Origin of the sequence: Thermobacillus sp. ZCTH02-B1 (assembly GCF_002159085.1) — a bacterium.
In the GTDB taxonomy this organism is placed as follows: Bacteria; Bacillota; Bacilli; order Paenibacillales; family Paenibacillaceae; genus Thermobacillus.
The window spans coordinates 1-21,522 of the sequence record NZ_LZRU01000004.1 but is presented as its reverse complement, the minus strand read 5'-3'; the positions used below and the strand labels follow the sequence as shown (position 1 = coordinate 21,522).

The window sequence follows — 21,522 nt, the reverse complement described above, 5'->3', positions numbered from 1 at the left end:
GACGGCGCCGGCCGCCGTCGGCACGTACCGTCCGCATGCAATCGGCCCGCCGGCATGCGAACCGTCCGGCAAGCCGCACGGTCCCGGCATGCATGCCGTCAGGGCACATATTCGCTCATCTTCATGCCCGTGGCGGTGATCAGCGTGTGCTCGTCCGGCGGCGTGATGCCGATCAGCCGGTCAATCTCGAAGATCCGCTCGTAAGGATACCGGATCGTCAGCACGATGCCGGTTCCCCTCCTGACCGGAGCCAGCGGATTCGTCGCGTCCGCGCCCGACGTCGTGGTCACCTCGTAGATCAGCTTCGCGGGATCAAGTCCCCAGGATGCGAGCCGGTTCCGCGAAGCGGCGATCATCGCGGCGTCGATATAACCGTAGGCGCCGCTCGCGCCGATCTCCAGCAGATAGTCGACCTCCTGCTGGAGAACCGCCTGCCGGACGATGAACACATGCTTGTAGATCGGCGCGAACATCAGCCAACAGAGCATCGCGGCGAACAGCACGAATGTGAGAATCGAGCGCATCCGCCCGCATCTCCGTTCACGGGCTCAACGTTCTGATCCGTTCGTTCGCGTTGCCGCCAATGGTCTCGATATGCTTTCTCGTGCCGTTGTTCGGTTCCGCGATGATGTTGTTGAACAACACCACCACCACGATGAGCATCATGACCGTCATGAGAATGTTGCGCATGAAAGCCACTCCTTTCGGCATGATCGATTTCAGGATTGGAGCGATTGGAACAGGCGATGGCCTTCCTGTACCCACGGATAGAGGAAGATCTGGAACAGATACAGGATCGGCACGCCGGCCAGCACGAACAGCACATAGGACGCCGCCTCCCTCCGGCTCTCGCGGCCGAGCTCGATCCTCGCCTTGTAATCGGCGATCCGCTCGCGGAGCAGCGCATAGAACGCTTCGTCTTCGCGCAGGCGCAGCGCTTCGAGCGTCTCCGCGAAGCTGTCGGCTTCGGGAGTGCCGACGCGCCGCTTGAACCGCGCGATCGCCTCCCCCGCGTCGTGGTACCACTCGGCCAGCATCCGCCGCATGTCGGCCCGGATGACCGATGTGTAGGGCAGGCAGCGCGTCAGTTTCACATGCAGATGCAGCGGGGCGCCCGCGAAGTAGAGCAATTGTTTGCTGACGGCGAGAATTTCCCGCATGATGAGCTCGGAACGCATCTTGCGCAGCGCTTCGAGCAGCGGCCGGTCGTACAGCGCGCAGGCCGCGAGCGCCGCTCCCGCCGCCTGCAGCCAGAAGACGCGATGGCGCAGAACCGGCAGGTATTCGGGAAAGGCCGCCCCGCAGACGATCGCGGCGAAGCCGAGCAGCATCGCCATCCGCCGGGCGATCATGTACCAGGCCGGATCATGGGTGAAGCCGCATCCCGCAAGCAGCGATTCGCGCGTCAGAAACGCCTGCCCGCCGCGGCTCAGACCCATTATCCGGAGCAGCCAGTCCGGCGCCCGCGGCGGCCCGTCTTCCTCGAGCGGCAGATGCACCCAGCGCGGACGGCGCCACGTGAGCGCCCGGAGCAGCGCCGAGACGGACAGCGCGCAGAGCGGAAACAGCGCCGTGAGCAGCAGGGCGGACAAAGCCCGTACGATCGACGGATCATTCAACACGCGTCATCCCTCCTTCACAGCCTTCGGCGCGACAGCCAGATACCCATCAGGAACGAGGCGAAGATGAGCGCCGCCGCATTCAGCAGCATGTCTCGACCGTGCGGATCGAGCACGTAGTACCGCCAGGCTCCTTCCGGGTTGTAGCGGAGATTGATGCCGATGAACAGCGCAAGGAACAGGATGGGCGAGAAGTTGGCGATCCGGATCTCGAGCAGCCGGTTCCGCTCCTGCTGGTCCGCCCGCGCCGCCCGCCGCATGTCGCCGATCAGTTCCTTCAGGTTTTCCGCGATCGGCACACCGTCCGAAAGCGCAACCCGCAGCAGATTCGCGAAGTAGTCCGCCCAGACATGGCCGACGGCCGCCGAGAAGATGCGCAGGCTCGCCTCGTCGTCTCCCCTGACGGACAGGTTGATATAGAGCTGCTCGAACACCGGCAGCAGCGGCCCGGTGAGCCGCCGCTCCTCAACCATGCGGCCGAGCGCGATCTTCACCTGGCGGCCGCCGGTCGACAGGTAGCTCTGATAGAACAGCTCCACGGCCGGCAGAAAATCGATCCGGCTTCTCATCTGCCGGTTCATCAGCGTCATCCGGACGACGACGTACGGCAGCCCGCCGAACAGCGCGGCGGCGACAACCGCCCCCTTCACGGTCTGGACGGCGAGCGCTCCCGCCGCACCGCCCGTCAGGGCCAGCAGCACGGACAGTCCGAGAAACGCCGCCGGACCGATGCCCGCACGGGCGCTCTCCAGCAGGAGGGAGAGCCGCTCCGTCGGCCCGGACGCGATCGCCCGGAGTTTCCGCTCCGCCCGGACGATCAGGCCGTTCCGCCGGCGATGCTTGAGCCGGGACACGGCGTCGGAGCGGGCGGCCGCCACCGCCAGCAGGCTTCGGAACATCGTGAAGGCAAGCAGGAACAGCGCCGCCGTCGCGAGGGCAAGCATCCGGTCCGGACTCAGCACGGCGCATCCGGGGCGATGATCCAATCGTCCCGCTCCGGATCGTAGACCGCCCAATCCCGCACATGCGGGCCGTCCGGCCGCCATTCGTACCGGCCAATCCGCACGATCCGCCGCTTGCCGCCGACGATTCGCATCTCAATGCCGACCTCCGTCACCTGCCGCGTGATGCGGCGGATGAGCCGATGGTCGTCGACCGCACGTCCGTCGAGCATGCACATGTCCGCAATCGTCTCCGGCACGTCCTCGAGCGTATTGGCGTGAACCGTCGTCATGCTGCCCCGGTGACCGCGCGTGCAGGCCCGGACGTACATGTTCGCGTCCTCGTCGCGAATCTCGGCATGAATGATGCGCTGGGGCGACTGGCGAAGGGCGAGCTTGAACGCCTGGGCGGAGTCGTGCAGCGGATCCTCCTCGTCGGCCTCGTATTCGATCACGTTCTTCTCCGGGAACGTCTTCCGCAGCATCAGCTCGAACCGTCCTTCGATCGTCACGATGCGTTCCTCGTCGGGAAGTTCGGCGATCAGCGACTTGATCAGATGCGTCTTGCCCGAGTTCGTCGGCCCGATGATGACGAGATTGTAGCGTCGCTCCAGCACGTTCCTGAGCAGCCGCATCACGGCCTCGTTCATCGTGCCGTACTCCGGCCGGCACAGCTCCTCCAGCCGGAAATGGCGAACCGTGTAGAACCGGATCGTGAGCGTCGGCTCGGCGGTGTAGCCGAATCCGGTCATCGTCACGCGCGATCCGTCGCTCAAAGAGACCTCCGCCCAGCGTTTGCGCGGGCTGATCCGGTCGTTGTTGAACAGCACCAGGTTCTGCTGGATCCGCTCGACCTCCTTGACCGACCGGAACCGGTGCACCGAAGGCACGGCCCGGCCGTTCCGCACCTCGTAGATGCGCGTGCCGACCACCTGGATCTCCTCGAGGCCTTCCCTCTTCGCCAGAATCAATTCCAGCACGTTCAGGCCGATCACCTCGGCGAAGATCGCTTCGGCGAGGCTCCCGTACGGATGGTGGTAGCCCGGGATCCGATGGATCCGTCTGCGCAGGAGGCGCTCCCGGATGACCGCGAGCATCTCCGCCCGTTCCTGCGGGAAGCCGAGCACCGCCCGGTTGAGCCGCTCGCCGTACGATTGCCGCTGTTCCTCCGTCATCCCCTGCGGCGCCGCCAGGTAGGCCCGCATGTCTTCAACCAGCCGGCGGAAAGCCTCCTCTCCGCCGGCGTCGCGCGGTCCGTCTTCCGTTCCCGCTCCTTCCGGCATGACAAGCCTCAGCTTCGCCGCGTATTCGGTGGGCGAAAACCGCACGCGCTCCGCAACCCTCCGTTTCACCGCTCCCGCGCTGTTCACAACTTCCGCGCCGTTCCGGTTCACCGCATCCGCCCCTTGCCGTATCGCCCGCTCTCCGCCGTTCCGCTCCGGATCGTCTCCCGTCAAACATCCTCCGCCGTTCCATGCCGTCTGCTCACCGCCGTTCCGTTTCGACTGTTCCGCGCCGCCCATCAACTGACACCGTTCCTGTGGGCGAGCAGCCGGCGGTACCAGGGCTGCTGCGTGATGCCGCGCCCGAACCGCAAGCCGTGGCGGTTCATGAGCTGCCGGGCCGGCTCGTCCATCGCCTTCCGGCCCGTGTCGTCGGCGCGCAGCCAGTCCAGCAGCGCGCCGTTGTCAAGCGCCGCAAGGAGCGATTCCGTAATCTGCATTTTGCCGAGCGGTCGAAGCCCCGTTTCCCTGTGCACGTCTTTCACACTGAACCCTCCGTTTCTCCATGGCGTCGAGATGATGACCACGTCGCAATCGCCCGGATCGATGCCGAACAGCGTCCGCGCGAGCCCGAACCAGCGCTGTCCGTCCTCCTGGAAATGCGACAGCGCCGTCGTCGTGATGACGACCCGGCTGTCCGCGGCCAGCATCGCGGCGATGGTCGCGGCGTTGTCCCAATAGGCGCTCACGTCGGCGATCGTGAGGCGGAACGCCTCCCGGGCGGCGTCGAGCAAATGCCCGATTTCCTCCGGCTCGTAGAACTCGGCCTGGTCCCTGAGCAGATTGCCGAAACAGATAAACAGGTTCGTCATGCCGGCCGGCCGGAACGCCGCCGCTTTGAGGCGCTCGGGCGACAGCGTCCCCGCCTTCAGCTCGGGGCGCATCCGGTCGAGCGACAGCTCCGGCCGCTCGACGCGGACGTAGCGGTGCAGCTTGGCGCTCTTCAGATTGAGGCAGAGATAGCCGACCGGCTGCCCGCTGTACTCCGCGATCCGGCAGGCGGCGGCGAAGGCGCTGACCGTCGTGCCGATGTTCGGCGTCGTGCCGGTGAAGGTGACGAGCGCACCCCGGTTCACGACGCCTTCACCTCCCCTTCGCCGGCGCCCAGGGCCGCGCGCTCGTAAGCATCCGGCACGTAGGCGATGACCAGCTTCGCGTTGCCGTTCCGGCACAGATTGTCGATGCGGAGCCACTGCTCCTCGGTCAGGTTCAGGTTGACGGCGTCGATCGCGCCGTTCGCGTCCCGCCGCGCCAGATACAACTGCTCGTAGTCGCCGCTCGCCCGGGACACGAGGCCGGTGTGCTGCAGGTCGTCGATCTCCTGGTTCGCGGACGTCTTCACGGCGGCCACCGTCACCGGCTCCGGGAACAGGCGGCCGGATTCGACCGACTCCCCCGACACGTAGATCATCGCCTTGTCCCCCGCGCGCAGCCCGTTCGCCACGGACAGAATGTACTCCTTCGGAATCTGGAACGTCGACTCGCCCCGCCTCGGCAACAGCCGGAAGCGGTCGAGCTTCCAGTTCAGCACGGGCTCGTCCCGGCCGAGCGGAACCACCGTCTCCATGCCGATGACCGCGTCCATGTCGGTCACCATGCCCGGCATGAAGGACGCCTTCGGAATGGCCTTCATCGCGAGCATGTCACCCGTCAGCCGCTCGCCCGCGGGAATGAACCGCACCGACGCGACGACCCGCACCGTCTCCTGCAGCTCGATCTGCCTGAGCTGCAGCTCGTGGATGCAATAGATCAGCACGCCGGAGAGGGCCGCGGCGGCCGCGCTGATCGCGAGATTCCGTCGTCTGTTCATCGGGTCTCCTTTCCGCCTGCAACAAAAAAGAACGCAGCAAAAGGGAAACGACCCTCTCGCATGCGTTCTTCGCATGTCGCAGACCAAATATGGAATTGTCGGTGATTCCTATATTAGCAAATTATTACTTATCTGTCTACATATCACGACATTTTGCACATTCAAAAGAGCCCGCGAGCCCCATGAACGATCATTTGCCCGACACGAGGCGGTCGAGCGTATGGTCCGCGTCGACTTCCGCATGAAACGCTTCGGAGGCGATCATCAGGTTGATGCCCGCCATCTCCAGATAGCCGCGTTTCAGCGATTCCGAACGATGTCGAACGTTCCGCTCGCGCAGCCATTCCGTGACGGCCCGGCGGATGATTTCGCCGCGGCTTCGCCGTTCCCGCCTGGCAACGGCATCCATATCGTTCAAGAGCGATCCGGGCATATGAACCGTGATCCGCTTCATTCTGCGCTCTCTTGACAAAAGTGACGCACCTCCGCTGCTCTCCGGCCGCGCTTTGCCGCAACCCGCCGCGCGGCGCACGCTATCAAGAGTACAATTCGCCCCATGGCACGCAAATCCTTTCGTCCGCGGCACAATTTTGCGAGGTAATTCATTCCTGAGTATTACATCTTTTTCCATGTCCGGATACAAAAAAAGAACCGATTTCCACGGCCCCGAAGCGCCTCATGCAATTGTCCCGCGAACGTCCGTCGATTCCGCCGCATGTCAGAAATCGACCAGTCCGACGCTGATGGAAAGCGATTCGTTCACCTTCTTCATCGTCTCGTCATCCAGGTGCGTAATTTTGTCCGTCAGCCGCTGCTTGTCGATCGTGCGGATCTGCTCGAGCAGCACGACGGAATCCCGTTCGAAACCGTGCTCTTTCGCGCTGAGTTCGACGTGGGTCGGCAGTTTCGCCTTCTGGATCTTCGCCGTAATCGCCGCGACGATCACCGTCGGGCTGAACCGGTTGCCGATGTCGTTCTGGATGATCAGCACGGGACGCACGCCGCCCTGTTCCGATCCGACCACCGGCGACAAATCTGCAAAAAATACATCTCCCCGTTTTACGATCACGCTTCACACCCCGCTTACGAGACGGCCAAGCGTATCGTCGGCGTCTTCCTCCGCCTGGAAAGCCTCGGCGGCCATGCGCAGGTTGATGGGCGCCATCTCGAGATATCCCCGCTGCATGGAATCACGGATTTGCCGTTTCTTCCGTTCGGCGAGGTAGAGCCTCATCACCTGGCGGATGAATTCGCTGCGGTTTGAATGTTCACGCGCCACGATCCCGTCCACTTCCCTGAGCAGTTGATCCGGCAGACTGATCATGATCCGTTTCATGTTCCGCAGATCGGCCAAATCCGTCGCACCTCCGGGCTTTTTCCATTCCAGCCTCTTACAAGTATGCCGCCGCCCTGGTTCGATTATACACCCATATCTATGTCTGCGGAAACACGGAAATGCCGCCGGGACGCGAAAAGCCGGACGACAGAACGTCATCCGGCAAGTCCGTTCGTCACCGCCACGACCCGTCCGCCGCGGATGTAGACCCGGGGCACCCGGGCGGCGATCATGCAGACGACCTCATAATGGATGGTGCCAAGCATGGCCGCGATCTCCTCGGCCGCAATGATCTCGCCGCCCTGCCGGCCGATCAGGACGACCTCCTCCCCGGGTTCGACCGGACCGGAGAACCCCTCCGCCCGATCCGCGGGATCCAGCGCGATCATGCACTGGTCCATGCAGATCGTGCCGATCACGGGCACGCGCACGCCGCGCACCAGCGCGTGCGCCTTGCCGGTCAGCATCCGGCTGTAGCCGTCCGCGTAACCGATCGGCAGCGTGCCGATCCGCTCCTCGCCGCGCGTCACGTAGCGCGTGCCGTAGCTTATGCCCCATCCGGGAGGCGCGATCTTCGTCATGACGACCTCCGTCTTCAGCGTCATGACCGGTTCGAGCTCGACCCGCGACTTCCCGACCTGCTCCGACGGGTACAGGCCGTACATGCCGATGCCGAGCCGCAGCATGTCGCCCGCCCATTCCGGCGTGTCGATGCCCGCCGCGCTGTTGCCGAGATGAATGAGCGGCACCTCGAGCCCGCGCCGCCGCACGGCTTCCGCGACTTCGCAGAATCGCTCGTACTGCAGGCGTGTGTAGGATTTGTCCGCCTCGTCCGCGCGGGCGAAGTGGGTGAACATCCCCTCCACTTCGACGCCCGGCGTGCGCAGCGCCCGCTCGACGAAGCGCACGGCCTCCTCGCCGGGCAGCACGCCGAGCCGGCCCATGCCGGTGTCGACCTTGACATGCACGCGAAGCGGCTTCGCTCCGGGCCCCGCGGCCGCCGCTTCCAGCGCGTCCTCCCGGAACAGCGCGATCGAAACGTCCAGCTCGCGGGCGAGCGGGTAGCCTTCCGGCGGCACATACCCGAGCACGAGAATCGGCGCCCCGATCCCGGCGCGGCGGAGCTGCACCGCCTCGTCGAGGAACGCGACGCCGAGCATGTCGACCCCCGCCGAGACCGCTTCGCGCGCCGTCTCCACGGCGCCGTGTCCGTAGGCGTTCGCCTTCACGGAAGCGAGCAGCTTCGTTCCGGGCGGAAGCGCCCGCCGGAACGCCTGGATGTTCCGCCGGAGCGCGTCGAGCGAAATCTCCGCACGGGTCGGTCTATAATAGCTGTCCATCCGGGTTCACCTTCGTTTCGAACTCCCAAACCATGCAACTATCGTATACGGTTCGAACCCGGACTGTCAAACGGAAGGCGGCGCCCTGATCCGCGTTCCGAACCGGGCGGTCATTCGTTCCCTTCGGTTGGTTTGATTTGCTCCGCAATTTGACCGTTTACCGCTGCGCCGTTTCGGGAGAAAACCGGCAGCAGCACCTCGTCCACCAAACGGGTCAAATACGCCGTCGTGATCTTCCTGTGGCGGATCACATTTTCGAAACGCAGAAGATCGAAGGGCAGGCGCATTTGCAACTCGGTGAAGTCATGGTTGATTTCTCCGCGCCGTTTGGCATTTTCCTCCACGATTTTCATGATCCTCCTGTTGCTGTTGGGCGCCTGCTCAAACCAGTCCCGGAAACGTTCAACATTCCTGTTGAATTCGGTCATCACGGCACCCAGCAGCTTCTGGCCGACGGCGTCGAAAAACCGCTGGTAGATACCGACGACCTCAAGCAAATCGGCGCGCAGGCTTCCCTGGTCCCGGAACAAATCGATCATCCTGCCGCCCATCGCTTGGGTGGACCTGTACTGGACCAGGGCATGCAGCAAATCAACGGGCGTTTCGTACCAGCGGTAAAGGACCGTTCGGCTGGTGCGCGCCTGTCGGGCAACGCGTTGAAAGGTCATTTCCTCGTATCCGTAGGTTTCGATGATCTGGTACGCCGCATCCAGAATCGTCTTTTCCAATTCCTCGCCCCGTCTGCGTTCCGCTTTCAAAGGTTTTTCCTCCCGAACGATGCTGCAATCATTACTCCGGCTGGCTGGTTCAGCGGTTTGAGGGCAAAGCCGTCTATTTCTTCGCGGAGCTGCTGTTCCTGTTCAGTTCCCTGCTGGCGGGGCTGTCCTGGAACATCGAAAGTCTGATCGCGTTCCGCATTGTGCAAGGGGGCGCCGCCGGGCTGATCATTCCCCTGCTGACGACGCTGCTCGTACAAGCCGCGGGACAGGATCAAATGGGACGATTGATGGCCATCGTGGGTCTGCCCGTCATTCTCGGCCCCATTCTCGGTCCGGTTGCCGGCGGCTTGCTCGTGGAATATGTCTCGTGGCGCTGGATTTTCTACATCAACGTCCCGATCGGGATCGTCGCCCTGGCGTTCATTTCCATGAAATTGCCGCGGTTTCCCGCCGCCAACAGACGCGCCGCGCTGGATTGGACCGGCATTCTGCTGCTGGGCGGACTTTCCGCCAGTTTCATATACGGGATCACGCGGGGTGCGGAAGGCGGCGGTTCCGGCGGCAGGGCTTCGATCGGCTTTATCGCGCTGGGCGCGATCTTGACGATCGCCTATATCGTTTACGCCCGTGTCCGTCCCGCGGCTGCCATCGTGCCCCTCGGCCTGTTCCGATACAGAAGCTTCACCGGGTCCGTCATCGCCTTGTTCCTGGCCGGATTCGGGACGAACGGCGCCATGCTGCTCTTGCCTTTGTACTTCCAGAATGTCCGGCACGACTCCGTCATTTCCGCCGCGCTTGCGCTCCTTCCGCAAGGTGCGGGCATGCTGCTTGCGAGACCCGTGATCGGAACGCTCACCGACAGGATCGGAGCCCGAAGGGTTGTCCTGGCCGCCACGGCCATTACGGTCGCGGGAACCGTTCCGTTCATTCTTTTTCCGCCGGACGTTCCTGATTGGCTGATCGGCCTTGCGCTGTTCATTCGGGGAATCGGCGTCGGCGGCATCACGATTCCGGTCATGACGGATTCCTATACGGGGCTCGTCGGCCCTCAAGTTCCGCAGGCAAGCGTCGCCACGCGCATTATCCAGAATATCGGCGGCGCCTTTGGTTCCGCCGTACTGGCGACGGTCGTGGCCCTGAAGTTGCGGCAAGCCGTTCCCGATCTCCCGCATGAGGCCGCCGCCTATCACACCGGCTTTCTTGTCGCCACCGTGCTGACCGCGGCGATGGCCGTCCCTGCCTTGCTCTTGACGAACAAAGCGAAGGCAACGGTCCGGGCATGACCGGACAAAAAAAACGGGAAGATCGCGACCATCCCGGACGCTTTCATCCAGGATGCCGGCGATCTTCCCGGCCTTTCGGAATGCCGCGGCGGCATGCGGGTCATTTCTCCATCTCCTCCAGCACGGAGCGGGCGATCTTCACCATCTCGTCCTCGGGCAATTCGGCCGACGTCAGCCGGTACTCGTACCCCTGGTACGTCCAGGTGAGCGTCTGCAGCACGTCGCCCGCGAGCAATCCCCACGTGTGGCCGAGGTCGAGCATGACGCCCGGCACGAGCGCGGCGTCGATGTCCTTCGGCTTCGTCTGGAACAGCGTGTAATTGTACGTTCCGGTGAAACGCATCAGCACGCCTTTGCTGCCGTCGGCCAGCGTGACGTCGGTGATGTCCTTGAGCGCGACGCCCTCGGGATAATAGGACGGTTCCATCGGAACAAAATCGTCCGCCGGCGCGACCCGGTCCGCCGTTTCGTCCGCCTGGTCTCCGGCTGCCTCATCCGTCACCGGCTCATCCGTTTCAAGTCCGTCCGATTCACCGGTTGCCGGCACATCCGTCCCTGCGCCATCCCCGTCTTCGCCGGGCAACGCTCCCTCCGCCGCCTCGTCCGGATTGTACCCGGGCGCGGCGTCATCCGTCGCGGACCGGTCCTGATCGCCGTGAACCCCGTGCGCATCATCCTCCACACGGCCCGGCGCGTCCGTCGATTCATCCGGCTGTTCCGGTTGCTGCGCGGTATCGAGATTCGCGTTCATGTCGAACGCCTTCTCGTCGAACGCCACGTCGAACCGGAACTGATCGAACGTCATCTCGACCAACACGTTCGCGTTCGCGTCGCTCACTTCCACCCGCTGCGGCGCGTAGGTTTTCTGATCGAGCCATATTTTTTGCCGCGCCAGGGAACCGTTCTGGTAGTTCGCCATCACGTCGAACACGTACGAATCCTTGTCGATCGCGAACTGCCGGGAGTTGTCGAGCAGGATGCTCTGCACGAGCGTCTGGTACAGATACACCTGTCCCTGATTTTGCGGCCAGTCGCTCTGGAAGCGGAAGCTCTTCTTCAGCTTCGGGGTCAGCACGAACACGCCCTCGTCGTTGCGCAGCACGATCTGCGTGATGTCCTTGGCGGCGTTGGTCAACGCGACCCGGTAATAGGATGGTTTTTTGTACCAGACTTCCACCTGATACTGGAGCGGCGTCTGCCCGGTATGCAGCGTCATCGTGCCCTTCCCCTGATAGCTCTTCAGACCGTCGAGCACGCCGTTCAGGTCTTTTACGACCGACTCGGCGCTCCTGCTCCCGCATCCCGCCAGGACGAGGGTGACGCACAGGACGACGGCCGCCGCCCGCATCATGCGACGCATCGGATCATCCCCTCTACAGTGGTTTCTGACTGATAACATGTCTATGAGGGGACTTGGCCGATTATGCGGACGGGTTTGACGAGCCTGAGAGGGATTGGAAGCCGGAAGAACCGCGAGCGAAGGCATGTACACGCCACGGGGAACCGCCGGTGTACACGCCGAAAACCCACGCTGAACGCCCTTTCACCCCCTGCCTTGCAAACATGGCGCAAACAACGGCGCCGCGAAATCGTTTACAACCATCCCATGAGCCGAGCGCGCGTTTGTATGGCCGGGCATGGAAAAAGGGAACCCGCAAACGGGTTCCCCTTGGGGGATGATCCTGCTTCACGCAAGTGACCGCCGCGCGGCAAGTCAAGCCTGCCGGTGTACAGCGGGAAGCCGCACAAGCTCGTCGAACTTTGCGGCGGCGGCTTCCTGAAACGATGACGGCCAATCTCGCTACTGCTCTTCCCATTCACCGCTTTTCCTGTACAGCCTGGCCACAACTTGGCCGTCTTCGTTTACAACGGTAACTTTGACGCCTTCAGGCGTCAGAATGAACTTGGTATTCAAAATTTTCGCATTCGTACACTGCCGAAGTGTCTTAAAAAAGAAAAAAGAGGAGAATTACATTACGATCATTCTCCTCAAAAAGCCCCTATGACGTTTAACGGATTCGTTGATTATGAATGCAATTCAGCTCTGATTTCGACCGCTGCCTGCACGAGATTGCGCAAGCTTGCCCATGTCTCGGCTTCTCCCCGCGTCTTCAATCCGCAATCCGGATTCACCCACAAGCCATCGGAACCGAGTGTACGGACCATCCTCCGAATGGCTTGCTTTATTTCGTCCACATCCGGGATACGGGGAGAATGGACATCGTAGACGCCCGGTCCCACATTGGTCTGAAAACCGCTCTCCTTCAGCGTATCAACGATCTCCAGATTGGAACGGGCTGCTTCGAAGGTAATGACATCCGCATCCATGGCATCGATCTCCCGAATCATGTCACCGAATTGGCTGTAACACATGTGGGTATGAATCTGCGTTTCCGGCTTGACGCCGCTGTGCACGAGCCGGAAAGCCGGGATCGCCCAGCTCAGGTATTGTTCATACCAATCCGACTTGCGGAGAGGCAGCTTCTCCCGGATCGCCGCTTCATCGATTTGAATAATATCAATGCCATGGGCTTCCAGGTCCAGCACCTCATCGCGGATGGCGAGCGCAATCTGGAAAGCCGTTTCTTTCGGAGACAGGTCCTCCCGGGGAAACGACCAGTTCAGAATCGTCACGGGACCGGTTAGCATGCCTTTGACAGGCTTGTTCGTCAGCTGATTGGCGAATACGGCGTATTCGACGGTGATCGGCCGGGATCGGCGGACGTCTCCCCAGATAATCGGCGGCTTGACGCACCGGGTCCCGTACGACTGCACCCAACCGTTTTCGGTAAACACAAAACCTTCCAGACATTCGCCGAAATACTCAACCATATCGTTCCGTTCGAACTCGCCGTGCACAAGCACATCAAGGCCAATTTCTTCCTGGCGCCTGATGCATTGCCTGATCTTGTCGAAGATAAATTGCTTGTACTCCGTTTCAGAAATGGATTTTTTCCTGCAGGCCGCCCGAGCGGCCCTGACATCCGGCGTTTGCGGGAGAGATCCGATTGTGGTGGTCGGGAGCGCGGGAAAATGAAACTTTTGCTTCTGGATCTCTTTCCGTTCCGGTCGCTCCGGCAAACGGGTAAAATCGCGATCCGTCAAAGCGGCCACTCTTGCCCGGACTTCCTTGTCCGGTTCGCAGCGCACGCCCGCAAACCTTTCTTCATTATGTTTATACCACTCCGTCTCCAACGGATTGCCGTCGGACAGAATTCGTTTCAGTTCCGACAACTCCCGGAGTTTCTCTTCGGCAAAAGCAAGATAACGGGTATATTCCTTCGATAACCGGGTCTCGCGCTGGATTGAATAGGGTACATGCAGCAAGGAACAGGACGGTCCGATGACGACATTTTGGGCAAATTGCTGAATGTCTTGTATCGTCTGCAGTACATCGGCGTAGCGGCTCGCCCAGATGTTTCGGCCGTTTATGACTCCTGCAAATAACGTCTTTTCCTTGGCAAAACCATACTGCTTAAGAAGTGACAGGGACTGGGTGCCGTCCACGAAATCCAGTCCGATGCCGTCGAAGGGGAGTATCTGAAGCGTTTCATAGCAGTCACGCACATCACCAAAATAGGTTTGGACAAGCACCTTCACCTCTCTTTTGGCGGACAGCAGCGGACGGTAGAGTTCCGTAAACATACGGATATCCTCCGGCGTCAAATCGGTCACCAGATACGGCTCATCCAGTTGAATCCACCGGGCTCCCTGTTTCCCGAGCCGATTCAGGAGATCCTGATAAGCCCTGACGATGTCGGCCATGACATGTTCCGCTTTCTTGCGCCCGGTAAATTTGGCCAATTTGAGCAAGGTGAAGGCGCCGACAAGCACCGGTTTGGTTTCCAACTTCTGGCGCTTGGCTTCCTCGTACTCGTCGAATATTTTGCTGCCGGCAACCTGAATCTGTACGGAATCTTCGATCTCCGGCACCAGGTAATGGTAGTTGGTGTTAAACCATTTTTTCATGGCCAGTGGTTTCACCTCGCCCCGCGGCCCCTGATACCCCCTTGCCATCGCAAAACAGGTATCGAGAGGATCGAGTTCCAGGGCACGGTAACGCTCCGGAATCAGATTGAACAACACGGCCGTATCCAGCACATGGTCGTAATAGGAGAAGTCGTTGGACGGAATGAAATCGATCCCGTGATGTTTTTGCACATTCCAATGCGCGCTTCGGAGGTTGGCGGCAACCCGGTTCAACTCTTCACGGTCCGACTCGCCTTTGAAATATTTCTCTACGGCGAACTTCAATTCCCTTGAAGCCCCGATTCTCGGGTAGCCGATGACAGACGTCAGCAAGGTCCTCACTCCCTCCCGGGTCTTGTTTTTTACACCAGATTATAGCGAGCGGGACGGGGTATCGGGAAATACGCAATTCTGATTGCTGACCATAGTTTTTTTCTATGGCGAAAATGCCCGGTGAATCGTAGATACAAAAACCAGCATGAAATCGATATATTGAAGGTGAATGACGAATGGACACAAGATATTGTGTTTGCGTGAAGAATGTGTTAGGATGAAATCGTTCCATACAACTTCATAGGTGCGTATTGGTCAGGTACTGCGAAGGCGGTTTAATAGGGAAGCCGGTGCAAATCCGGAGCTGTCCCCGCAACTGTAACGCCGACGAACGTTCGCATCCACTGTGCGGCATGCATGGGAAGGGAACGGGAGGATGAAGCGAAGCCAGGAGACCTGCCTGACCAATCAAGCGTTTCCTTTCTTCGGGGATTGGGATAAGGAGCGGCTCGCACGTGCGGATGTGATCCGGACACGCCTTGTCGTCGTGATTTCGGCGGGCGCGCTGATCATCTTCATGCCTTGTACTTGCCGTTTCAAGCATCCTCGGGAGAGGATGCTTTTTATATTGCTATCTACACAGAAAAAGGAGGAGCTTCCCCATGAAACTGTACACGAAAACCGTCTGTCCGCGATGCCTGTGGATCAAATCCGAGGTGCAGCGTTCAGGCAAAGAAGTGGAAATCGTCAACATCGATCACGACGCAGCGGCCAGGGAGCGGCTCGTTCAGGCCGGGATCATGACGGTGCCGGTATTGGAATCCGACGGCGAGTTCTGGATCCGCACCGAGGACATCATGGAGAAGCTGGGGGTTGCCGACAGATGATCGCTTATGCCAGCCGCACGGGCAATGTCCGATACATTTTGTCGCAACTGCAATTGCCGGGCATCGAAATCGGCGAGGATACGATGATCGGGGAACCTTTCCTTCTTCTGACCTATACGGACGGTTTGGGGGATGTGCCGCCCATCGTGCAACGGTTCATGGACAGAAACGGAAAATATTGCCGGGGCGTTGCGGTCAGCGGCAACCGGAATTTCGGCCATTACAACTTCTGCCGGGCCGGAGACACGCTGGCGGCGCAATGGAATATTCCGCTGGTGAGAAAGATGGAGCTGCGCGGATTTCCTTCCGACTACGAAGCAATCCGGCGATTTTACCGGGAACAAATCGAAGAAAGGAGCGCAGACCGGCATGAAGTCGTATTTGCGACTCAACAATGAGGTACTGCACCATTACAACCGCACGGGCAAACTGGATCTTGCCAAGGACAAGGAAGCGACCAGGCGGTATTTCCTTGAGCATGTCAACGTGAAAATGCGCTATTTTATCGATCTGGAAGAAAAAATCCGCTATCTCGTTGAAGAGGGCTACTACGAGAAAGAATTTCTGGAACAGTACGACATGGCATTTATCGAAAAGCTATTCCAACGGGCATACAGCTACAATTACCGTTTTCCGTCCTTCATGAGCGCGAGCAAGTTCTACGACGGCTATGCGCTGAAGAGCCGGGACGGGTCCGAGATTCTGGAGCGGTACGAGGACCGCATCGCGATCACCGCCCTCTATCTCGCCCGCGGCGACCGGGAGCTTGCGGAGCGTGCCGTCGACGCGATGATGACGGCCTACCAGCCGGCGACGCCGACGATGCTGAACAGCGGCAGGCGGGCGCGCGGCGAGCTGGTGAGCTGCTTCAAGCTGTCGATGGACGATTCGATGAACAGCATTGCGGCCAATATCGGCTACTGCCTGGAATTGTCCCGGCTGGGAGGGGGAGTGGGCGTCAATCTGACGGATATCCGTCCGCTCGGCGATCCGATCAAGGGCATTCATAACCGCGCCAGCGGCGTCATGCCCGTGGCCAAACTGCTGGAGGATGCCTTTTCCTATTCCAATCAGCTCGGCCAACGCAACGGATCGGGCGTCGTGTATCTGAACATTTTCCACGGCGACATCGAAAACTTCATTTCCTCCAAAAAACCGAACGCCGACGAAAAAATCCGCCTGAAGACCTTGTCCACGGGTATTATAGTGCCGAGCATTTTCTTCGAGCTGATGAAGCGGGACAAGGATATCGTGCTGTTCAGTCCATACGATATCTACAAGGAATATGGCAAACGGATGTCGGAGATCAGCATGACCGACATGTACTACGAGCTGCTGGACAATCCGAACATTCGCAAGCTGAAACGGATCAACGCTCGCAAACTGTATACGGAAATCAAAAAGGCCCAGTTTGAATCCGGGTACCCCTTCGAAATATTTGATGACAACGTCAACGCTCAGCACCCCTTGCGCAAATTGGGACGGGTGAAAATGTCCAATCTGTGCACGGAAATTTTTCAATACCAGGAGACGAGCGTCATCCGTGACCACGGCGTCGGGAACGAATACGGCATGGACGCATCCTGCAATCTCGGCTCGCTGGACATTCACCAGGCGACGCGGACGGATTTTGAAACGCTCGTGGATACGGCCATGCGGCTGCTCACCAACGTTTCGCTCATGACCGACATCCGCAATGTGCCGTCCGTCAGCAAGGCCAACCGGCTCATGCACTCCGTCGGGCTCGGGGTAATGAATCTGCACGGACATTTGGTTTCGCAAGGATTGGAGTATGGGTCGGAGGAGTCCATTCTGTTTGTGGATGCGTTCATGGAGGCGCTGAATTATTACTCGCTCCTTGCATCCATGCGAATTGCTCAAGAGCGGAAGGAGACCTTTTATGGGTTTGAAAAGAGCGATTATGCGGACGGGACCTATTTTGAACGGTATGTGAACAAAGAAGAGCGTAAGTTGCCGGATGCCGTGCTGCGCGCGTTGGGAAAGGTGCCGCTTATTACGAGACAGATGTGGACGGATTTGAAGGAGCAGGTCATGGAGCACGGCCTGTTCAACGCCTACCGGCTGGCGGTGGCTCCGACGGGCAGCATTTCCTATATCCGGAACTGCACGGCTTCCATCGCGCCGATCACGGAACGGGTGGAAATCCGCGATTACGCCGACAGCCGCACCATTTATCCGATGCCGTTTTTGAATGATGAGAACATGCACTTATATAAGGAAGCCTATGAAATCGACCAGTACCGGATGGTGGATCTGTACGCGGCGGCGCAAAAGCATGTGGATCAGGGCATTTCCATGACATTGTACGTAACCGATCAATGGACGACGGAACGTCTGGCCCGCCTGTATATCTATGCGTGGATGAAAGGAATCAAATCGGTCTATTATGTGCGGCAGCGGCTGCAAACGATTGAGGAGTGTGTGGCATGCTCAATCTGAAGCGATATGAAGCGGTGAACTGGAACCGCCATGGGCAGGATCTGGTGAAGGTGTTTTGGGATCAGCAATGGAGACAGATCTGGTTTCCGGAAGAAATTGCCGTGAGCAAAGATGTGAAGCAGTGGAGCCAGTTTGAACATCAGGAGACGTACAAGCAGGTATTGGCCGGACTGACGCTGCTCGATACGATTCAGACGAACGTCGGCATGAACGAAATTGCCCGCTGCGCACCCGACTTGCAGGAAAAGGCGTTGTATACGGTGTTCGCCTCCTTTGAAGCGATCCATGCGAAATCGTATTCGTATATTTTCACCACGTTGTGCACAAACAGTGAAATTGATGCCATCTTTGAATGGATCAAGCGCAATGACTATTTGCAATACAAGGCGAACCGGATCAGTGATGTGTATGGTTCGATTCGGGAAGACGACCCGGTTTCCCTGTGGAAAGCGATGTTTGCTTCGGTGATGCTGGAGTCTTTCCTGTTTTATTCCGGTTTCTTTTATCCGCTTTACCTGGGCGGCCAAGGAATGCTGCGCAACAGCGCGGAGGTTATTTCCCTCATCTTGAGGGACGAGTCGATCCACGGGGTGGCCGTCGGATTTTTCGCGCAGCAGCGGTTCAGGCAATTTCCGGATTCGCTGAAAGAGGAGCTGACGGTCTGGGGCTATGAGTTTTTGCTTGATTTGTATCACAATGAGCTGGAATATACGAATGACGTGTACGCGGAAACCGGCCTCGGTCCCGAGGTGAAAAGCTTTGTCCGTTACAATGCCAACAAGGCGCTGATGAATCTCGGGATGGACACGATGTTTCCCGATGAGGAGATTAATCCGATCGTCATGAACGGCATCCGGAATGAAGGCTCGACCTATGATTTCTTCTCGCAGAAAGGCTCGACCTACGCGGTGGCCAAAGTGGCTCCCATCACCGATGAAACGTTCCGTTTCTGAAGATGAAAAGGTGATGATCGTGTGACACTGCAGCAGCTCAAGTATATTCTCGCCATCGTGAATTGCGGTTCGATCAGCGAAGCAGCGAAACAACTGTACATTTCGCAGCCGAGTTTGTCCAATGCGGTGAAAGAAATCGAGGAAGAGTTCGGCATTGAAATCTTTTTGCGTACTTCCAAGGGAATCGCGCTGACCAGCGAAGGTGTCGAGTTTTTGTCCTATGCCCGCCAGGTGGTGGAACAGGCCGAACTGATGGAGCAAAGGTATTTGAACAAGAAACCGTCCAGAAAACTTTGCTCCATCTCCACCCAGCATTATGCGTTTGCCGTTCAGGCGTTTGTGGAGCTGTTGAAATCGCTGGACGAAAATGAATATGAATGCACGCTGCGGGAGACACGGACGCATGAAATTATTGAAGATGTCTGCCATTTGCGAAGCGAAATCGGCATATTGTACCTAAGCGAGTTCAATCGGAAAGTCATCTACAAGTTGCTGCGGGACCATGATCTTAAATTTCATCCGTTGTTTACCGCAAAGCCCCATGTGTTCATCAGTGCCCGCCACCCTCTGGCCGACAGGGAGATGCTGGATTTGGACGAACTGGACGATTATCCTTGTCTCGTGTTCGAACAAGGCGAGTATAACTCGTTTTATTTCGCGGAAGAAATTTTGAGCACCAGAAATTATCGCAAAAAGATACTAGTCAGCGATCGCGCGACGTTGTTCAATCTGTTGATCGGCCTGAACGGATATACGATCAGTTCCGGAGTGCTGAACCAGGATGTGTACGGAGGACTGATCAAGCCCGTGCGGCTTCGGACGGACGAGGACATGCTGATCGGTTATATTGTGAATCAAAAAACCGTCTTGAGCAATCTCGCACAACAATATGTGGCTCAACTGAAAAAAGTCATTGTCCGCGCCGGATACTCGCTGATGAGCTGAGGGTGAAAGTTTCACGCATTGGAGACAGGGATGAAAGCAACTGGAAAAAGCTTGCTTGTGGATTGATGAATTGTGGATTTGCCATACCACGGATCGCCTCCACCATGCAAATCCACAACCGCATGAGGTTGTGGATTTTGCTATTCAGTCTTTTTCTAAAAAAGAACCGAGCCAGGCATTCGCTTATGGGAAGGCCCGGCTCTTCGTTTTGTTTACACCGCATGCCGGCAGGCCGACATGCGGCCGGCCATCGCCCTGGAAGGTTTTCTCAATCAAGCGTAAGGGTCATACGGCAAGGAGCCTCGGGCGGGGAACCGCCGGACGAAGGCTCCTTTCTTGTAGGGTTCTGGCGGCCCAATCCCATTTGTCATTTGTAACCGCTGCCGATTGGCGCGAGTCCGGGAAACCGGACTTTTTTGGTTTTCACCATGTCTCCAAATTATAAAAAAACGACTTCTATCCCAAAAGACCGCCGGGCGGGTTCGGGTTTACACTGAAAGCAATTGGAAACGGATACAACGGGGAGATCCAAACATGTCCATGAAAACCGTCGAGCTGTTACGGCGCGTTCTCGTCTACGGATTGCTGATTGCGGGCAGCATCGTGTTTATCATGCCGCTCGCCTGGCTGCTTTCCACGTCGCTGAAGGGGGACACCGGACTGTTCCAGATTCCGCCGCAATGGATTCCGGAAACCTTCCACTGGGACAATTACCGGAAAGCCGTGGAGACGTTCCCGTTTTTCCGGTACACCCTGAACACGGTGTTCATCACGGTCATGTCGATGATCGGGGCGATGCTGTCCTCGTCCTATGTCGCCTACGCGTTTGCGAAATTGCGCTGGCCGGGGAGGGACGTGTGGTTCGTCATTTTCCTGGCGACGATGATGCTTCCGGGACAAGTGACGATGATTCCGCTGTTCATCCTGTTCAAGAAACTCGGCTGGGTGGATACGTACTTGCCGCTGATCGTGCCGTATTACTTCGGCAGCGCCTTTTACATTTTCCTGATGCGGCAATTTTTCCTGACGATTCCGAAAGATCTGAGCGAAGCGGCGAAGATGGACGGCAGCTCCGAACTGTACACCTGGTGGCGCATTTTCCTGCCGCTGTCGATGCCGGCGCTCGCCACCCTCGGCATTTTTACGTTCACCCTGACCTGGAACGATTTCCTCGGGCCGCTGATTTATTTGTCCAATCCCGATGATTTCACGCTGGCGCTCGGACTGCGGGGCTTCCAGCAGCAGTACGGCACCCGCTGGAACGTCATGATGGCCGCTTCCCTGCTCGTCATGCTCCCGACGCTTGTGCTGTTCTTCTTCTTCCAGCGCTACTTCATCGAGGGCGTGACGCTGACGGGCGTTAAAGGCTGACGAATTTCCGCCGCCAAATGGCCCGTGAAAGGGGTGATGGGCAACCGGTGAAAGTTTGCTGTCCGGCTTATGCATGAACCCAAAAGGAAACTCAAACAGGAGGTCAACCATCGATGAAAACCAAGAAAAGTTGGATCATGACGCTCGTGCTGATGCTTCTTGTCTCCCTGCTGGCGGCCTGCGGCAAGAAAGACGCGGGCAACGCGGATAGTGTCCCGTCAAGTGGTGGAAATTCCGCTATAGAGACGTACACCTAATTTTACTTCTGTAATACAGCCACTGGTTCTAGCGGTTGAACGGTTTTGCCGGCAAGTTGCGCCATGGACTCCAGGC

General features: G+C 58.9%; 21 protein-coding genes and 1 riboswitch. Of the genes, 7 read left to right on the top strand and 14 right to left on the bottom strand.

Annotated features, from left to right (window positions below):
* Positions 1–98: 98 nt before the first annotated feature.
* From A9Z00_RS01035 to A9Z00_RS00980, 12 genes are all read right to left on the bottom strand, one after another.
* Positions 99–524, bottom strand: a complete 426-nt coding sequence (locus A9Z00_RS01035) for a hypothetical protein (RefSeq protein WP_296973420.1) — start codon at positions 522–524, stop codon at positions 99–101.
* A 16-nt stretch (positions 525–540) separates the two neighbouring features.
* Positions 541–690, bottom strand: coding sequence for a hypothetical protein (locus tag A9Z00_RS01030; protein WP_296973418.1), 150 nt, complete (start codon positions 688–690; stop codon positions 541–543).
* A gap of 29 nt (positions 691–719) precedes the next feature.
* Positions 720–1,622 (bottom strand): hypothetical protein, encoded by a 903-nt coding sequence (locus A9Z00_RS01025; RefSeq protein WP_296973416.1) that lies wholly within the window; start codon positions 1,620–1,622, stop codon positions 720–722.
* A gap of 14 nt (positions 1,623–1,636) precedes the next feature.
* Complete coding sequence (locus tag A9Z00_RS01020; protein WP_296973414.1) at positions 1,637–2,605, bottom strand: hypothetical protein; 969 nt, start codon at positions 2,603–2,605, stop codon at positions 1,637–1,639.
* Complete coding sequence (locus A9Z00_RS01015) at positions 2,575–4,083, bottom strand: ATPase, T2SS/T4P/T4SS family (protein ID WP_296973413.1); 1,509 nt, start codon at positions 4,081–4,083, stop codon at positions 2,575–2,577. Before A9Z00_RS01015 ends, A9Z00_RS01020 begins: the two co-directional genes overlap by 31 nt.
* Positions 4,083–4,919: a P-loop NTPase family protein gene (locus A9Z00_RS01010; protein ID WP_296973411.1), complete on the bottom strand. Its 837-nt coding sequence runs from the start codon at positions 4,917–4,919 to the stop codon at positions 4,083–4,085. The genes A9Z00_RS01015 and A9Z00_RS01010 overlap by 1 nt, the downstream gene beginning before the upstream one ends.
* Complete coding sequence (locus A9Z00_RS01005) at positions 4,916–5,653, bottom strand: SAF domain-containing protein (RefSeq protein WP_296973409.1); 738 nt, start codon at positions 5,651–5,653, stop codon at positions 4,916–4,918. Before A9Z00_RS01005 ends, A9Z00_RS01010 begins: the two co-directional genes overlap by 4 nt.
* A 190-nt stretch (positions 5,654–5,843) precedes the next feature.
* Positions 5,844–6,107, bottom strand: a complete 264-nt coding sequence (locus tag A9Z00_RS01000; protein ID WP_296973406.1) for a CopG family ribbon-helix-helix protein — start codon at positions 6,105–6,107, stop codon at positions 5,844–5,846.
* 264 nt (positions 6,108–6,371) lie between these two features.
* Positions 6,372–6,722 (bottom strand): type II toxin-antitoxin system PemK/MazF family toxin, encoded by a 351-nt coding sequence (locus tag A9Z00_RS00995; RefSeq protein WP_296973403.1) that lies wholly within the window; start codon positions 6,720–6,722, stop codon positions 6,372–6,374.
* 3 nt (positions 6,723–6,725) lie between these two features.
* Complete coding sequence (locus tag A9Z00_RS00990; RefSeq protein ID WP_483316245.1) at positions 6,726–6,989, bottom strand: CopG family ribbon-helix-helix protein; 264 nt, start codon at positions 6,987–6,989, stop codon at positions 6,726–6,728.
* 155 nt (positions 6,990–7,144) lie between these two features.
* Positions 7,145–8,329, bottom strand: coding sequence for an alanine racemase (gene alr, locus A9Z00_RS00985; RefSeq protein ID WP_296973396.1), 1,185 nt, complete (start codon positions 8,327–8,329; stop codon positions 7,145–7,147).
* Between the two features lie 110 nt (positions 8,330–8,439).
* Complete coding sequence (locus A9Z00_RS00980; protein WP_296973394.1) at positions 8,440–9,087, bottom strand: TetR/AcrR family transcriptional regulator; 648 nt, start codon at positions 9,085–9,087, stop codon at positions 8,440–8,442.
* Here A9Z00_RS00980 and A9Z00_RS00975 point away from each other — a divergent pair.
* Positions 9,057–10,331 carry a DHA2 family efflux MFS transporter permease subunit gene (locus tag A9Z00_RS00975; RefSeq protein ID WP_367188947.1) on the top strand — a complete coding sequence of 425 codons (1,275 nt, stop codon included), beginning with the start codon at positions 9,057–9,059 and terminating at the stop codon, positions 10,329–10,331. The genes A9Z00_RS00980 and A9Z00_RS00975 overlap by 31 nt on opposite strands.
* A 100-nt stretch (positions 10,332–10,431) precedes the next feature.
* Here A9Z00_RS00975 and A9Z00_RS00970 read toward each other — a convergent pair whose 3' ends face one another.
* Together A9Z00_RS00970 and metE are read right to left on the bottom strand one after the other, a co-directional pair.
* Positions 10,432–11,691, bottom strand: a complete 1,260-nt coding sequence (locus tag A9Z00_RS00970; RefSeq protein WP_296973391.1) for an outer membrane lipoprotein-sorting protein — start codon at positions 11,689–11,691, stop codon at positions 10,432–10,434.
* 665 nt (positions 11,692–12,356) lie between these two features.
* Positions 12,357–14,642 carry a 5-methyltetrahydropteroyltriglutamate--homocysteine S-methyltransferase gene (metE, locus tag A9Z00_RS00965; RefSeq protein ID WP_483316244.1) on the bottom strand — a complete coding sequence of 762 codons (2,286 nt, stop codon included), beginning with the start codon at positions 14,640–14,642 and terminating at the stop codon, positions 12,357–12,359.
* A gap of 231 nt (positions 14,643–14,873) precedes the next feature.
* A riboswitch (cobalamin riboswitch) is annotated at positions 14,874–15,051 on the top strand.
* On the opposite strand from metE, the gene nrdI reads away from it, so the two are divergent.
* From nrdI to A9Z00_RS00930, 6 genes are all read left to right on the top strand, one after another.
* The gene (gene nrdI / locus A9Z00_RS15860; RefSeq protein WP_483316243.1) at positions 15,010–15,858 is read left to right on the top strand and encodes a class Ib ribonucleoside-diphosphate reductase assembly flavoprotein NrdI; all 849 of its coding nucleotides are present in this window, start codon (positions 15,010–15,012) and stop codon (positions 15,856–15,858) included. It overlaps the preceding riboswitch by 42 nt.
* A complete protein-coding gene (gene nrdE, locus A9Z00_RS00950) occupies positions 15,830–17,920 on the top strand; it encodes a class 1b ribonucleoside-diphosphate reductase subunit alpha (protein ID WP_296973379.1) in 2,091 nt (696 codons plus the stop codon). Before nrdI ends, nrdE begins: the two co-directional genes overlap by 29 nt.
* Positions 17,908–18,873 (top strand): class 1b ribonucleoside-diphosphate reductase subunit beta, encoded by a 966-nt coding sequence (nrdF, locus tag A9Z00_RS00945; RefSeq protein ID WP_028107667.1) that lies wholly within the window; start codon positions 17,908–17,910, stop codon positions 18,871–18,873. The genes nrdE and nrdF overlap by 13 nt, the downstream gene beginning before the upstream one ends.
* A gap of 21 nt (positions 18,874–18,894) precedes the next feature.
* Positions 18,895–19,818 carry a LysR family transcriptional regulator gene (locus tag A9Z00_RS00940; RefSeq protein WP_296973370.1) on the top strand — a complete coding sequence of 308 codons (924 nt, stop codon included), beginning with the start codon at positions 18,895–18,897 and terminating at the stop codon, positions 19,816–19,818.
* A gap of 534 nt (positions 19,819–20,352) precedes the next feature.
* Positions 20,353–21,189 (top strand): carbohydrate ABC transporter permease, encoded by an 837-nt coding sequence (locus tag A9Z00_RS00935; protein WP_296973368.1) that lies wholly within the window; start codon positions 20,353–20,355, stop codon positions 21,187–21,189.
* Positions 21,190–21,302: 113 nt separating this feature from the next.
* The gene (locus A9Z00_RS00930) at positions 21,303–21,446 is read left to right on the top strand and encodes a hypothetical protein (RefSeq protein WP_296973365.1); all 144 of its coding nucleotides are present in this window, start codon (positions 21,303–21,305) and stop codon (positions 21,444–21,446) included.
* Positions 21,447–21,522 lie beyond the last annotated feature (76 nt).

Bases quoted from the DNA above. Each gene is read 5' to 3' on its own strand.
- A9Z00_RS01015 (WP_296973413.1), bottom strand. From the start codon at position 4,083: ATGGGCGGCGCGGAACAGTCGAAACGGAACGGCGGTGAGCAGACGGCA.
- A9Z00_RS01030 (WP_296973418.1), bottom strand. From the start codon at position 690: ATGCGCAACATTCTCATGACGGTCATGATGCTCATCGTGGTGGTGGTG.
- nrdF (WP_028107667.1), top strand. From the start codon at position 17,908: ATGCTCAATCTGAAGCGATATGAAGCGGTGAACTGGAACCGCCATGGG.
- A9Z00_RS00970 (WP_296973391.1), bottom strand. From the start codon at position 11,691: ATGCGTCGCATGATGCGGGCGGCGGCCGTCGTCCTGTGCGTCACCCTC.
- A9Z00_RS00935 (WP_296973368.1), top strand. From the start codon at position 20,353: ATGTCCATGAAAACCGTCGAGCTGTTACGGCGCGTTCTCGTCTACGGA.
- A9Z00_RS01005 (WP_296973409.1), bottom strand. From the start codon at position 5,653: ATGAACAGACGACGGAATCTCGCGATCAGCGCGGCCGCCGCGGCCCTC.
- nrdE (WP_296973379.1), top strand. From the start codon at position 15,830: ATGAAGTCGTATTTGCGACTCAACAATGAGGTACTGCACCATTACAAC.
- alr (WP_296973396.1), bottom strand. From the start codon at position 8,329: ATGGACAGCTATTATAGACCGACCCGTGCGGAGATTTCGCTCGACGCG.
- A9Z00_RS01035 (WP_296973420.1), bottom strand. From the start codon at position 524: ATGCGCTCGATTCTCACATTCGTGCTGTTCGCCGCGATGCTCTGTTGG.
- nrdI (WP_483316243.1), top strand. From the start codon at position 15,010: ATGAAGCGAAGCCAGGAGACCTGCCTGACCAATCAAGCGTTTCCTTTC.
- A9Z00_RS00930 (WP_296973365.1), top strand. From the start codon at position 21,303: ATGAAAACCAAGAAAAGTTGGATCATGACGCTCGTGCTGATGCTTCTT.
- A9Z00_RS01000 (WP_296973406.1), bottom strand. From the start codon at position 6,107: ATGAAGCGGATCACGGTTCATATGCCCGGATCGCTCTTGAACGATATG.
- A9Z00_RS00990 (WP_483316245.1), bottom strand. From the start codon at position 6,989: ATGAAACGGATCATGATCAGTCTGCCGGATCAACTGCTCAGGGAAGTG.